Source organism: Pseudochrobactrum sp. Wa41.01b-1, from assembly GCF_019464455.1.
Lineage (GTDB): Bacteria > Pseudomonadota > Alphaproteobacteria > Rhizobiales > Rhizobiaceae > Pseudochrobactrum > Pseudochrobactrum saccharolyticum.
Map to the genome: position 1 here is coordinate 2,536,909 of NZ_CP080493.1, position 14,983 is coordinate 2,551,891.

The 14,983-nt window shown below is 52.6% G+C and carries 9 protein-coding genes; 5 read left to right on the forward strand and 4 right to left on the reverse strand.

Going from position 1 to position 14,983, the window contains the following annotated elements; all coding sequences use genetic code 11:
* Positions 1-92: 92 nt before the first annotated feature.
* The 4 genes from K1X45_RS11790 (at position 93) to K1X45_RS11805 (ending at position 4,527) form a co-directional block, all read left to right on the forward strand.
* Positions 93-1,094 (forward strand): GAF domain-containing protein, encoded by a 1,002-nt coding sequence (locus tag K1X45_RS11790; protein WP_220158917.1) that lies wholly within the window; start codon positions 93-95, stop codon positions 1,092-1,094.
* Between the two features lie 232 nt (positions 1,095-1,326).
* Positions 1,327-2,844 carry an aldehyde dehydrogenase gene (gene adh / locus K1X45_RS11795; protein ID WP_220158918.1) on the forward strand — a complete coding sequence of 506 codons (1,518 nt, stop codon included), beginning with the start codon at positions 1,327-1,329 and terminating at the stop codon, positions 2,842-2,844.
* A 262-nt stretch (positions 2,845-3,106) separates the two neighbouring features.
* Positions 3,107-4,141: a zinc-dependent alcohol dehydrogenase gene (locus K1X45_RS11800; protein WP_220158919.1), complete on the forward strand. Its 1,035-nt coding sequence runs from the start codon at positions 3,107-3,109 to the stop codon at positions 4,139-4,141.
* A 20-nt stretch (positions 4,142-4,161) separates the two neighbouring features.
* On the forward strand, positions 4,162-4,527 hold the full coding sequence (locus tag K1X45_RS11805) for a DUF779 domain-containing protein (protein WP_022710747.1): 366 nt from the start codon (positions 4,162-4,164) through the stop codon (positions 4,525-4,527).
* Between the two features lie 65 nt (positions 4,528-4,592).
* Here K1X45_RS11805 and K1X45_RS11810 read toward each other — a convergent pair whose 3' ends face one another.
* From K1X45_RS11810 to K1X45_RS11825, 4 genes are all read right to left on the reverse strand, one after another.
* The gene (locus tag K1X45_RS11810; RefSeq protein WP_220158920.1) at positions 4,593-6,953 is read right to left on the reverse strand and encodes a glucose/quinate/shikimate family membrane-bound PQQ-dependent dehydrogenase; all 2,361 of its coding nucleotides are present in this window, start codon (positions 6,951-6,953) and stop codon (positions 4,593-4,595) included.
* A gap of 244 nt (positions 6,954-7,197) precedes the next feature.
* A complete protein-coding gene (locus K1X45_RS11815; protein WP_220158921.1) occupies positions 7,198-9,708 on the reverse strand; it encodes a heavy metal translocating P-type ATPase in 2,511 nt (836 codons plus the stop codon).
* Positions 9,709-9,725: 17 nt separating this feature from the next.
* The gene (locus K1X45_RS11820; protein WP_220158922.1) at positions 9,726-9,953 is read right to left on the reverse strand and encodes a heavy-metal-associated domain-containing protein; all 228 of its coding nucleotides are present in this window, start codon (positions 9,951-9,953) and stop codon (positions 9,726-9,728) included.
* Between the two features lie 186 nt (positions 9,954-10,139).
* Positions 10,140-12,239: a bifunctional diguanylate cyclase/phosphodiesterase gene (locus tag K1X45_RS11825; RefSeq protein WP_220158923.1), complete on the reverse strand. Its 2,100-nt coding sequence runs from the start codon at positions 12,237-12,239 to the stop codon at positions 10,140-10,142.
* 490 nt (positions 12,240-12,729) lie between these two features.
* Between K1X45_RS11825 and K1X45_RS11830 the strand changes: the two genes are divergently transcribed.
* Positions 12,730-14,823, forward strand: coding sequence for an LTA synthase family protein (locus K1X45_RS11830; protein WP_255560402.1), 2,094 nt, complete (start codon positions 12,730-12,732; stop codon positions 14,821-14,823).
* The last annotated feature ends 160 nt before the right edge of the window (positions 14,824-14,983 follow it).

Below are 14,983 nucleotides of genomic sequence, written 5' to 3' on the forward strand. Positions count from 1 at the left end.
TGGGTCTCATCCTCATGCTCTTCACAGCAGCATAAATCTGGACTACCATTCTCTGTGCAGACACTGAGTGAAGCTCTGGAGGAGAGCCAGCAATGAGCATTCAGTCAGGCGAAATATCCGCCGCGGCAGGTCAGTCAGTCTTCAGCGCTCATGCGGAGCGGGTTCACTCTGCCATTCGTGGCAGCGGTGCAGCGCGCTCGGCTCTCGTTGCCTCATGGCAGCGGTCTGCCCGTCTGCACGGGCTGAAACCACAGGATCCCGGCAAACCCCAAACTATCACCGCTCAGAAACTGCGCGAAGTGCAGGAATATGTCGAGCCGCTGACCCATCTGGCACAACCGGTGCTGGATCGTCTGTTCCTGTCGGTTGGCGGTATCGGTTGTTGTGTATTGCTGGCTGACGGTACTGGTGTGCCGGTGGAGCGGCGCGGGGCTGTTGCGGACGATAAGATATTTCATAAATGGGGACTGTGGACGGGTGCCGTCTGGAGTGAAGCCTGTGAGGGCACCAACGGCATTGGCACCTGTATTGTCGAGCAACGCGCAGTGACAATTCACCGTGACCAGCATTTTCATGCAAGAAATGCTGGGCTTTCCTGCTCTGTTGCCCCGATCCACGATCATACAGGGCAACTTGTTGCGGTGCTTGATGTATCCTCCTGCCGGTCTGATCTGACTGAGGCCTATGCAGGACTGATTTTTGCTGCGGTGAATGACGCGGCACGCAAGATTGAGACAGATTATTTCCGCTATCATTTCCAGAAGGCCCGTATTGTTCTGGCGCCTGTCACTGAGCATAATAGCGGCGCACTGCTGGCAATTGATCGTGATGATATGGTGATTGGTGCCAGCCGTTCCGCACGTCTGGCACTGGGGTTGGGCGAAGACGGGTTGAAAGATCCGGTTCCTGCGGCCGATTTCTTCGGAACGCTGGCTGAGCAGGATATGGATATGGCCGAAGCTGAACGCGGTGTCATTATCCGCGCCCTTGCACGGGCTGAGGGTAAAATTTCCTCGGCAGCCAAAATTCTTGGCATGAGCCGTGCAACCCTGCATCGTAAACTCAACCGTTTGCATATCAGACGAAACGGCTGAGCCGCGCGGCATTCCGGAAAATGTGAAATGTTTTTTGGACGGGATGCACGAATTTAAAGCCATCTCTCAAACTGTCTCATTCTTGCGACATTGCGGGCAAGAGTTTGTGATGAGTGCTCCGCTGGCCTCATGACAAGCCGCGGATTTCCCGCAACATTATTTGTGAGTTCAGGCATGTCTATCTGAGGAGAGATAGCGTGCTGATAATGAGCGAAAAACAGGGAGAGAGACAATGAACAAGGTTGAAGTAAGCCGGACAGTTCATCCTAAGTTTGCCAAACGCTATGGCAATTTCATCGGCGGCAAATGGGTCGAACCGAAATCCGGACGTTATTTTGAGAATATTTCACCGGTCAACGGGCAGGTTCTCTGCGAGATTGCCCGTTCCGATGCAGCGGATGTGGAGCTGGCGCTCGATGCCGCCCACGCCGCGAAAGAAGCATGGGGGCGCACCAGTGCCGCAGAACGTGCGCTGATCCTCAATAAAATCGCTGACCGGATGCAGGATAATCTGGCATTGCTGGCCGAGGCCGAAACCTGGGACAACGGCAAGCCGATCCGTGAAACCACCAATGCCGATATGCCGCTGGCGATTGACCATTTCCGCTATTTTGCCGGTGCTATCCGTGCGCAGGAAGGCGGCATTTCTGAAATCGATCACGATACAGTCGCCTATCACTTCCATGAACCTTTGGGCGTGGTCGGGCAGATTATTCCGTGGAACTTCCCGATCCTGATGGCGGTGTGGAAACTGGCACCGGCACTGGCTGCAGGTAACTGCGTGGTGCTGAAACCGGCTGAGCAGACACCGGCTTCTATTCTGGTGCTGGCGGAACTGATCGGCGATCTGCTGCCTGCCGGTGTGCTGAATATTGTTAATGGTTTTGGCCTCGAAGCCGGTAAGCCGCTGGCTTCCAGCCCGCGCATTGCCAAAATCGCCTTTACCGGTGAAACCACTACCGGTCGTCTGATTATGCAATATGCCAGTCAGAATCTCATTCCGGTCACGCTGGAGCTGGGTGGTAAATCGCCGAATATCTTCTTTGAAGATGTGACCGCGGAAGATGATGACTATCTCGACAAAGCCATTGAAGGCTTTGTGATGTTTGCGCTCAATCAGGGTGAGGTCTGTACCTGTCCGAGTCGTGCGCTGATCCATGAGAAAATCTATGACAAATTCATGGAAAAAGCGCTGAAGCGCGTTGAGGCAATTGTGCAGGGCGACCCGCTCAATCCGGCAACCATGATCGGCGCGCAGGCCTCGCAGGAACAGCTGGAAAAAATCCTCAGCTATATGGATATTGGTCGTCAGGAAGGTGCGGAAGTGCTGACCGGTGGCGAACGTAACCAGCTGAGCGGTGATCTGGCCGGTGGTTTCTATGTGAAGCCGACGGTCTTCAAAGGCCACAATAAGATGCGGATTTTTCAGGAAGAAATCTTCGGTCCTGTGGTTTCTGTCACGACCTTTAAAACGGATGAGGAAGCGCTGTCGATTGCCAATGACACGCTTTATGGCCTTGGTTCCGGTGTGTGGACGCGTAACGGCAACCGTGCTTACCGCTTTGGCCGTGGTATTCAGGCAGGGCGTGTCTGGACAAATTGCTACCATGCTTATCCGGCACACGCGGCTTTCGGTGGTTACAAGCAGTCCGGAATAGGGCGCGAAAATCATCTGAAAATGCTCGATCATTACCAGCAGACCAAAAATATGCTGGTGAGCTACAGCCCTAAGAAACTGGGCTTCTTCTGATCTGACGAAATGATCTCCCCCGAAGTCATGACCGGTTTCGGGGGAGATATGCATAACAAAAAATGAGAGCGAACGCAGTGAGTAGGATGCGTTGCAAACGCTCTGAATGTGGTTGCATTCCACGGCTGTCAGGCTGATCCGGCCTGATTGTGAAATGCTTCAGCCACGGTGATCCGGTCAATCCGGCTCACCGACTTTCCGTAATGTTGGTGTCATGAATGGAGCAGAAGGAGTGCCTCTCTTTCTGCCAAAGGAGATTGTTATGGCAAAAACTATGAAAGCCGCTGTTGTACGTGAATTCGGAAAACCCCTGACAATTGATGAAGTGCCGATACCTGTGCCGGGGCCGGGGCAAATTCAGGTTGCTATTCAGGCATCCGGTGTCTGTCACACCGATCTTCATGCGGCTGAAGGCGATTGGCCGGTGAAACCAAATCCGCCATTTATTCCGGGACATGAAGGTGTGGGCTATGTCTCCGGCGTTGGTGCCGGTGTCAAACATGTCAAGGAAGGTGACCGCGTTGGTATTCCGTGGCTTTATACGGCTTGCGGCTATTGCAACCATTGTCTCGGTGGTTGGGAGACCTTGTGTGAATCTCAGGAAAATACCGGCTATTCTGTGAATGGCGGCTTTGCCGATTATGTGGTGGCTGATCCGAATTTCGTCGGTCATTTGCCGAAGAATATCGAGTTTAACGAAATCGCACCGGTACTTTGCGCTGGTGTGACCGTTTATAAAGGGCTGAAAGTCACGGATACCAAACCCGGTGACTGGATGGTGATTTCCGGTATCGGCGGGCTTGGCCATATGGCGGTGCAATATGCCAAAGCCATGGGGCTCAATGTTGTGGCTGTCGATATTGATGATGCCAAACTTGATCTGGCGCGACGGCTGGGTGCAGTTGCAACCGTCAATGCCAAAACCAGTAATGATCCGGCAGCAAAAGTGAAGAAACTGACCGATGGCGGTGCGCAGGGCGCACTTGTGACAGCGGTCTCGCCAAAAGCGTTTCAGCAGGCGCTGGGGATGATGTCGCGTGGCGGCACGATTGCTTTCAACGGTCTGCCTGCCGGTGAGTTTCCGGTGTCGATTTTCAATATGGTGCTGAATGGCGTGACACTGCGCGGTTCCATTGTCGGCACAAGGCTGGATTTACAGGAGTCGCTTGATTTCGCTGCAGATGGTAAAGTGAAGGCGACGATCAGCACTGACAGGCTGGAGAATATCAACGCGATTTTCGACAAGATGCGTAAAGGTGAAATCGAAGGCCGTATCGTGATGGATATGAGCAAATAGACCACAAAGAGGAGGGTGTCATGACTGAAGCAGAAATGAACACGAATACAGCACCGCTGAACAAAGTGACTGCGACGCCTGACGCCCTCAAACTGATTGCCGAATTGCAGGCAGAATACGGCCCTGTGATGTTTCACCAGTCTGGCGGTTGCTGTGATGGTTCATCGCCGATGTGCTATGCGCAGGGTGATTTTCTGATCGGTGATCAGGATGTGCAATTGGGTGAAATTGGCGGTGCGCCGTTTTATATCAGCCGCTCGCAATATGAAGCATGGAAACATACGGATCTGATTATTGATGTGGTGCCGGGGCGGGGCGGTATGTTCTCGCTCGATAATGGCCGTGAAGTGCGTTTTCTGACCCGCTCGACCATTTGTACGATTTAATTGCTCCCAAGGCGTGACGTAAAAAAAGGGCGGAAATTCCGCCCTTTTTTATGTGTCTGTATGGCTTATGGCAGCTTGTAAGACATCACATAATCACCGGCTTTGGTGCCGACTGAACCATGGCCACCGGCTACGATCAGCACATATTGTTTGCCGTCTTTGCCGGTATAGCTCATCGGTGTGGACTGGCCACCCGCAGGCAGACGTGTCTGCCAGAGTTGCTTACCGGTGGTGAGATCATAGGCGCGCAGATAATCGTCAACCGCTGCGCCGAGGAAGGCAACGCCGCCTGCGGTAATCATCGGTCCGCCGATACCCGGCACGCCAAGTTTCAGCGGAATTGGCACCGGTGCCATATCTTCTACCGTGCCGTTTTTATGTTTATAGGCGATCTTGCCTGTGCGCAGGTCAACACCGGCCACATAGCCCCATGGCGGTGACTGGCACGGAATGCCAAGCGGTGACAGGAGCGGCCCCATAAATACGCCGTAAGGTGCGCCGTCATTACGGTTTAGCCCTTGCTCGCTGGCTTTTTCATCCTCACCTTTCGGTGGAATTTGATCCGCAGGCACAAGGCGTGAGGTGAAGGCCAGATAAGTCGGCATGCCGAACATCACCTGACGTTTCGGATCTACCGCCACACTGCCCCAGTTAAAGACGCCGAAATTGCCGGGATAGACAATTGTACCCTGCAGGGAAGGCGGGGTGTAACGACCCTCATAGCGCAGCGAGCGGAACTGGATGCGGCAGGCAAGCTGATCGAACATCGTTGCCCCCCACATATTGGCTTCCGTCAGCGGCGGAGGATTGAAGCTGAGACCGGAAAGCGGCTGTGTCGGTGCGGAGAAGTCTTCCGGTATTGCACCTGTCGGGGCTGCAACTTCGGTCACAGGAATAATCGCTTCACCGGTGCGCCGGTCGAGCACATAAATATCGCCCTGCTTGGTTGGACCTACCAGTGCGGGCACAACTTGTCCGCTCTTATTGGTAATGTCGAGCAGCACGGGCTGAGCAGGCACGTCCATATCCCAGAGATCATGATGCACCGTCTGGCGTACCCAGCGCACCTGACCGGTTTTTACATCCAGCGCTGTGATGGAGGAAGAATATTTTTCTACCGCCTCACTGCGCCCCATACCGAGCTGATCCGGCACCTGATTACCGAGCGGTATATAGATCAGGCCGAGATTTTCATCAGCGCTGAACACCGACCAGCTGTTCGGGGAATTGGTGGTGTAATGCTCACCGTCCGCAATCGGTGTGGTGACATCAGGATTACCGGAATCCCAGTTCCACAACAGCTGACCGGTGAGAATATCAAAGGCGCGGATAACGCCCGACTGTTCCTGCGTCGAGAAATTATCATTCACCGCGCCGCCGACGATGATTTTTCCGTCCATCGCAGTTGGCGGGGAGGTGGAGTAATAATAGCCGGACGGATTATATTTCATGCCACGGGTCAGATCGAGCACGCCTTTTTCGGCAAAACTCTCGCAAATCCGGCCGGTTTTGGCATCCAGTGCAATCAGATGCGCATCCGATGTCGGCAGATAAACCCGCTCATAACAGGCCTGATCTGCGGCAACGCTCTGGTCTTTCCAATAGGTCACGCCACGGCAGGTCTGGTGCTGGCGCTGGGTATTGGCGCTGACCTCAGGGTTATAGCGCCACTTTTCCTTGCCGGTATCCGCATCCAGCGCAATGGCAATATTATGCGGCGTGCAGAGATAAAGCGTGTCTTCAATCTTGAGCGGTGTTACCTGATAGGTGGTTTCCGTCACATCCTGCGGCTGGCGTACATCGCCGGTTTGGTATTGCCAAGCCAGTTCAAGTTTGGCCACATTTTCCGGTGTGATTTGTGTGAGTGGTGAATAACGCTGACCATATTGCGTGCGGCCATATTGATGCCATTCGCCATCCGGTACTGTATTGCCCATATCCGGTGTTGCCGCGACCGCTTCTGTGGGAAGGGAGCCGTCGAGATTATGCGGGTCTTTGGTGATTGAGATACCGGCAACAATCAGTGCGGCCGCGATTGCCCCCAGCAGCGGCAGAGGACTGGCGCTGCCTGCACGTGCCTGTTCTATCGTTGGTGCCACTTCTCTGCTGGCAGGGCTGAGCGCTTTACGGATCGGTGGCAGCAATAACCACAGACCCAGCAGCACAATAATGCCGCCGCGTGAGCCGAGCGGCCACCAGTCAAAGCCGACTTCATAAAATGCCCAGCCGAGTGTGCCGAGAATGATCAGGGCATAGACCCAGAGTGCCGCAGCACGGCGGGTGAAAAGCAGTATGGCGGTCAGTAAAAAACCGGCCGCTGTAATAATGTAATAAAGGCTGCCGCCCAGCAGGGCGAGTTTTATGCCACCATAACCAAGCGCGATGCCTATGAACGCAAAGAGGATGGCTGTTAATGAAACTAACACAATGCTACCCCTTATTTATTGAATGGGGAAGAATATAGATCAGTAAAGCACAGCGGGAAGTGCTTCGAAACATTTATTTAAAAATAGAACAAATGAATCGACACAGATACAGTTAATTATGACAGGAAAAAGCGCGGGAAATTCTGTAAAACAATAAGTAAATCAATTGTGTAATCAATGAAAACGCCGCCTTGCTATGGGCGGCGTTTTGTTTAAAAGCATTAGCCTTGGGAGGATGGTGCTTTTATGTGCGTGTGCTGGTGAAACTGCGCAGGCGCAGCGCATTGGTCAGCACGAAGATGCTGGACAGTGCCATGGCTGCCGCAGCCAGTACCGGCGAGAGCAGGATACCGTAAAACGGATAGAGCAGGCCTGCTGCAACCGGAATGAGCGCGGTATTGTAGGAAAACGCCCAGAACAGGTTCTGACGAATATTGCGGATCGTCGCTTTGGACAGAGCAATCGCATCCACAACGGCAGTCAGATCGCCGCTCATCAGCACCACATCGGCGCTTTCAATAGCGATATCCGTGCCGGTGCCCACAGCCACACCCACGTCAGCCGCAGCCAGTGCCGGTGCATCATTGATGCCATCGCCGACAAAGATGATTTTACGGTCAGAGCCTGCGAGACGTTTCAGTGCGTCGACCTTACCATCCGGCAGAACTTCCGCTGATACCTCATCAATGCTCAGTTCTTTGGCAATGGCATTGGCCACGACTTTGCTGTCTCCGGTAATCATCGCCACTTTCAGGCCAAGCTTATGCAGGGCATCAATTGTGACTTTGGTTGTCGGTTTCAACTCATCGGCCACAGAGAAGGCAGCGACCAGTGCACCGTCGCGTGCCATATAAAGCACGGATTGCGCTTTGGCGGTCATTGCTGCTGCGGCCTCTGCACCGGTGCTGACATCAATGCCGAGCTTTTTCATGAAACGCTCTGCACCGACATGGACGGACTGACCGTCAACCATACCGCTAACGCCGAAGCCCGGTACAGCTTCAAAGTCTTTGACTTCAGGCTGTTTCAGACCTTTGTCTTCCGCAGCCTGCACCACAGCAGTCGCAATCGGATGTTCTGAGCGGGATTCCAACGCGGCTGCCAAAGCCAGCATCTCATCAGCACTCTGATTGCCGAATATATGGAACTGCGACAGCACAGGTTTGCCGATGGTCAGCGTGCCGGTTTTGTCGAAAGCGATAATATCGGCATCGCGCAGGCTTTGCAGGGCATCACCACGGCGGAACAGCACACCCATTTCCGCACCGCGACCGGTACCGACCATGATCGAGGTCGGTGTTGCCAGACCCATGGCACAAGGACAGGCGATAATCAGCACGGCAATGGCATTAGCCAGCGCGAAGGTGAAGGCCGGTTCAGGGCCGAAGATAAACCAGATCAGGAAGGTGACAAAGGCTGCGAGCATAACCGCAGGAACAAACCATGTCGTGACCTTGTCGATCAGGTTCTGGATCGGCAGCTTATCGGCCTGAGCATCTTCAACCATGCGGATGATTTGTGAGATCACCATATCCGCACCAACCTTGGTGGCGCGATAGGTGAAGGCGCCGGTCTTGTTGACCGTACCGCCGACAACCGTGTCACCGACATTTTTCGTGGCGGGAATAGGCTCACCGGTAATCATGGATTCGTCAATATAAGACGTACCCTCGGTGATCTCACCATCGACCGGCACTTTCTCACCCGGACGCACCAGAACGAGGTCGTCTGCACGCACATCTTCCAGCGGAATATCCTGTGCCACGCCGTCACGCACCACACGCGCGGTTTTGGCCTGCAGTCCGAGCAGATGGGCAATGGCATGGGATGTGCGGCCTTTAGCACGGGCTTCCATCCAGCGGCCGATCAGGATCAGCGTAACGATAACCGCTGCTGCTTCAAAATAGACATTGACGGTTTGGGCAGGCAGGACAGAGGGCATGAAAGTGGCGACAACCGAGAAGCCCCATGCTGCCAATGTGCCGACAGCTACGAGCGAGTTCATGTCCGGGCCGCCGCGCAACAGCGCCGGAATACCGATACGGAAGAAACGCAGGCCCGGACCAAACAATACGAGCGTTGTGAGAATGAACTGGAGATACCAGCTGTTTTGTGTGCCGATTGTGCCGGCAATAAAATGATGCAGCGGCGGGAACAGATGCGAACCCATTTCCGTGATGAAAACCGGCAGCGCCAAAGCACCGGCAATCAGTACATCACGCTTGAGGGTTTTAATCTCGGCATCATTTTTCTCTGCACGGCGTTCCGCACCACTTGCAGGAGCGGCCGCTGCCACAGGCTGTGCCGGATAACCGCTTTTGGTAACGATATCTGCCAGCATTTGCGGCGTGACTGACGGATCACTGAGCGTGATGCTGGCGCGTTTGGTCACCAGATTAACGGAGGCTGCAGCAACGCCGGCAGAGGATTGCAGGGTCTTTTCCACGCGTCCGACACAGGATGCACAGGTCATGCCATCCACTTCCAGCACCACCTGTGCCGGTGGTTGCGGAATATGCGCGGTGTAACCGGCTTTCTTGATAGCTTCGGCAGCAAGGCCTGCATCCGGCTTATCTGCAAAGCGTACTGTGGCCTGCTGTGTCGCCAGATTGACTGTTGCACTGTTGACGCCCGGCAAAGCGAGCAAGGCTTTTTCCACACGACCGACGCAGGAGGCGCAGGTCATGCCGTCAATATCAAGCGTAACAACAGGCTGACCCGAGCGTGTCTGCTCAGGATGACTATGTTTGGTCATGACAGAAATTCCTGCCTTTAGCCGAGGATTTTTGTTTCGTAGCCTGCCGCATCAATGGCTTTGGCAATTGCCGCGGCATCTGCCGGAGCCGAAAAACCGATGCTGGCTTGTTTTTTCGCCAGATCAACGCTGACGGTGCTGACACCTTCAACGGCTTTGGCGGTTTTCTCAATTTTTGCCACGCAGGAACCGCAGCCCATACCGTCAACAGAGAGCAGAACAGTGGAGGAAACGGATTGTGTCATGATGATCTTCAGGGCTGATTATGCGGAAAGTCCCGCCTGCGGAAGCCCTGCCTTTCTTGTCAGTTTCAGGCGCATGTCAGCGCTTTTGTTGATGTTGACAAGAAGATAGGGCTTCCCATGATGGGAAGGTCAAGAGCTTTTTCCGAAAGAAATGTATTTAGTTTAACTATTTGATTTTATGTATCTTTATCCGTCATATCCCGCGATAAAGTCACAAACATCGCGCTGTGACATCGGTTTTCCGGTGAAAAATCCCTGTACCTCACCGAATTGTTCGTCCTTCAGTCGCGTGAGCTGTTCCTGTGTTTCCACGCCTTCTGCCGTCGTCACAATATTGAACGCGCTGCCCAGAGAAACCACAGCCTGAATGATCGCCAGATTGCGTTTGTCATTATCAATATTGGACACAAAACTGCGATCAATCTTGATCTTGTCAAAAGGGAAAGTGCGCAAATAATTGAGGGACGAATAGCCGGTGCCAAAATCATCCATGGCAATGCTCACGCCCAGATTGCGCAATTCGAATAACAATTCGGTATTATGCTCGGTATTGGACAGCAGCACTGTTTCGGTGATTTCCAATTCCAGACGGTTGGCCTGCAAGCCGCTTTCTTCAAGGGCTGATTTCACCATGTCCAGCATGTTGCGGCTGTTAAACTGTACCGGCGACAGATTGACAGAAACTTTGATTTTCTCCGGCCATGAAATGGCATCCTGACAGGCCTGCCGCAGAACCCAGGCACCGATTGCAGAAATGATACCGGTATCTTCGGCAATCGGAATGAAATCATCCGGTGCGACCAGTCCGCGTGTCGGATGCTGCCAGCGCAACAGAGCCTCACAGCCTGTAATGAGATCTGTCGTCAGCGAGAAAATCGGCTGATAAAACAGCACAAATTCATTGTTTTGCAGGGCTGTATGCAATTCCAAAGCCGTGCGGTGGCGTTTTTCGACCGCCTCACGCATGGATCTTTCATAAAAACGGTAGACACCGCGCCGGTCTGCCTTGGCAGCATAAAGCGCCAGATCGGCATTGCGCAACAGCGTATCAATATCCTCACCATCTTCGGGGGCAATGACAACACCGATGGTACAGCCGACATATTCAGGACTGCCGTCCAGATGAAACGGCTTGCTGAACAGATTGGTGATTTCTTCGGCAAAATGGCCGATTTCCTGCCGGTGATCAGGGTTTTCCGGATCAAAAGGATGGATGATCGCAAATTCATCACCGCCAAGACGGGCAATAAAATCCTGCGGTTTCAGAAAGGCGCTGAGACGGCGCGCAACCTGACAGAGCAGGGCATCGCCTGCCGCGTGGCCGATACTGTCATTGATATGTTTGAAGTGATCGACATCAAGAAACAGCAGGGCATGGCTCTGGATTGCTTCCTTTTTGGAAAATAAATCCGTCGTATGACGTGAAAAATAGACACGGTTCGGCAGATTTGTCAGCGAGTCATGCATGGCCGTATAGGTCAGATGCGCCTGCAGAGCCTGTTCTTCCGTGATATCTTCCATCAACCCGATCAGATAACGCGGCTTTTCTCCGTTTTGCGACGGAATTGTGCGTTTCATCACCCGCACATGACGGCTGTGACTGCGTAACGGAATTTCATTTTCGGCAGTGAAAACACTGTCGCTCTCCATCACATACTGATCTTGCGTGACAAAATTACGGGCATCTTCTTCACTGAAAACCTGATGATCGGCTTTGCCGATGACATGCGCAGATTCTTTGCCGGTAATGGCGCTGGCTGTTTCATTAAACAGAACATAGCGCCCACTATCATGCATATCTTTAATGAAAACCCCGATCGGCAGGTTTTTGATCAGACTGTCGAGCAATGAACGGGTCTGGCTGATTTCATTGCGCGCTTTGCGGATTTCGGTCTGATCCTGAATGATCGCGAGAATAGCAGGCTGATCATTGAAATTTGTGCGTCGTCCATAGGTTATGACTTCAATTGTCTCGCCATTGGCTTTCAGATGTTTCCAGATTTGCGGCTTTCCGAAGTCAGTTTCTGCGTGGATGGCAGCGATCATGCGTTCGTGCTCGGATTCAGGGCGGATATCCAGCACAGTCATCCGGCTCATCTGCTCCGGCGTATAGCCGTAAAATTCAAAAGCAGCATCGTTCAGCAATAAAAATTTGAGCGAAATCGGATCATACAGCCACATCGGAATAGGGTGCTGTGTGAAGAGCAAACGAAAATCATTCTCTGATAAAGCAGGCTGAAAATACAGCGGGGAGTCGATCTGACTGTTCAGCGGGGCAGTTGTCATAAAGGCTCCGTGTCTTTTAGTTGGCAAACATCATGCCCGGCAGTGCCGTGCGGCTGTTTACACCGCATGATAAGCCTACACGACACATCACAAATCTTAAAACTACATTACAAGCCTGCGATAATTTTTTTCCAGATATTTCTGAGGAAAAATATCGAATAAAATTACATCTCTTTGAAAAATATAGAGAATTATCGTCATGGCTTTGTTTCATTATTTGTGACGTTTTTTTACAATTTTGTTTTTTTGAATGCAGAACAGTGCCGGAGCATATCCGGCGGTGGAATTTGTCGTCTTTGCTCTTTGTCATCTCTTGCTTCGGACTGCCTGTTTACCTAAAAGCTAACGCCTGTGTGAAGTTTTTGTGAAGTCTTTGTGACTGCTTTTTTATCAGCAATGACCGGTAAAATTACCGGCAGAGACAAACAGGCAGACGCATCGTGTAACGCTGCAGGAACCGGAAAGTTCCTGTTATTTTGGAAGCTGCCCATTGAGCAATCTTGCAACGCCGGTCCCTCATCATGCACCGCATACTGTCCCTTATTCTGACAGCGCGCTGAATCACGGGGATAAGCGGAAGGCGGCGCGGCGCGATGGCCGGTTCTGTGCATATTTTGCCCGCAGGCACTGGTTCTGGCGCGCATTGATTGCCACAGCCGGAACGCTGTTCCTTACCCTGTCTGTCGTGATGCTGACCGAGTGGCTGATGCGCGGTTCCGCTGCATCATGGAAGCAGTATTTTACGCTGACACACCGCCCGCTCTGGACGACATTGGCCCTTGTTTTCCTCACCCTGTTTTTGCTGGACAGCCTGCTGGGGCGTTTGTGGCAGGGTATTTTAATTGTTGCGCCGGTTTTGCTCGGTCTTGCATGGTTCAGCCGGCAAAAGGGCATGTATCTCGGCGATCCGCTCTATCCGAGTGATCTGCTTTATACTCGTCAGGTTGTTGATCTGATGCCGTTGCTGGTGCGTGACAGACCGATGGATGCGGTGCTGATCGTGCTCGCTTCTATGGCGGCTCTTGCGGCTTTGTATTTTTGCTGGCGCTTTTTCCGTCGCTCTGTGCCGCGTCTGAGCTGGACTGCGCGTGCGGCACGTCTTGCTGTGGCCATGCCGGCTCTGATCTGGTTCGGCAGTATTTCCGATTATTCCAGCTTCTCCTATATCCGCGACCGCATGGGCATTGTGCCGATGATGTGGGATCAGAAGGAAAATTATGCCCATAACGGTTTGGTTGTGGCGTTTATTTTCAATATTCCCATGGCCAATGTTTCTGCGCCGAACGGTTATTCGCAGGAGCGGATTGCCAGTATTGCGGAATATTTATTCCCTGCGGATGATGACAGCGGTCTGCTGGGCGGCTCATCTTCTGCCCATGGCAATACCATTGTTCCGGTTGCCGCACGCAATGACGAAAAGCCGGATGTCATTGTGATTATGAGCGAATCTTTCTGGGATCCATCCCGTCTTCCGGGTGTGGCCTTTGATGAAGATCCGATCAAAAATGTGCGTACCAACCAGTCTGGCCATGTGTTTTCGCCGGAATTCGGCGGTATGACCGCAAATGTTGAATTTGAAGCGCTGACCGGTTTTTCGAATGCCTTTTTGCCTTATGGCAGCATTCCCTATCAGCAATATGTGCGCAGACCTGTGCCTTCGCTGGCCTCATTCTTCAGCGAGCAGGGTTATGAAACCCGTGCGCTGCATCCCTATCGCCAGTGGTTCTGGAACCGTGGCTCTGTCTATGAAAATTTCGGCTTTGATAAATTCCTGTCCGAAGAAAATCTGCCGGAGCTGATGAAAAAAGGCCATCTGGCTTCCGATGAAGAATTCACCAGCGAGATTATCCGTTCGGCTGAAGAGGCGGAAAAGCCGCTCTTCCTGTTCGGTGTATCTCTGCAGGGGCATGGTCCTTATGCGCCAAGCCGTTATCCGGACAGTCAGATCAAAGTTGTTACCAATGCTGACAGCGCTGTGAGTGAGGCATCCAAAGGGTCTGTGCGGTCTTTTGCACAGGGCGCACAGGATGCGGATATCAATCTGGGACGGCTGATGGCTTGGGCGAAGAAGCGCGAGCGGGAAACAATTATTGTTTTCTTCGGCGATCATCTGCCGCCGCTCGGTGATGTCTATGTTGAGAGCGGTTATATGAAGAACCGTACTGCCAGCCGCGTGGATACGGCCGATCATATGCTGGCGCAGCATGAAACGCCGCTGGTATTGTGGTCAAGCCGTACAGACAGCCTGCGCGGTGTAGGCACAATCAGCCCGTCTTTCCTGCCGCTTTATGTTCTGGAAATGGCCGGTCTCCAGCATCCTTACTACACCGGATTTTTGGGCAAAGTGCATCAGGAATATAGCGTGATTGATGGCCATCTGCTGCTGGATAAAGATTACACGCCCCATGCCGGATGGATGCAGCAACCGGTAATGCCGCAGATTTTGCAGGATTACCGTCAGGTTCAGTATGATATGATGTTCGGAAACAGCTATTCCAAAGAAAAGATGTTTCCGTTTATCAGTGCCGGTATTTATTCCACGACCGGTCAGGACAATAAAAAACAGGTTACATCGCAATATTAGCCGGATTGAGCGCCTGCTTTTTTACTGACTTGCTATGATGAAATAATTTTTTTATGTTTGGTCAAAGATTGCGACTATCGTTCTTTGTTTGACCGCCATCAGAACGGGTTTTCCCGTAAAATGACCGGCATCTGCACTGAACCGATCAGGGAGAGGCAGA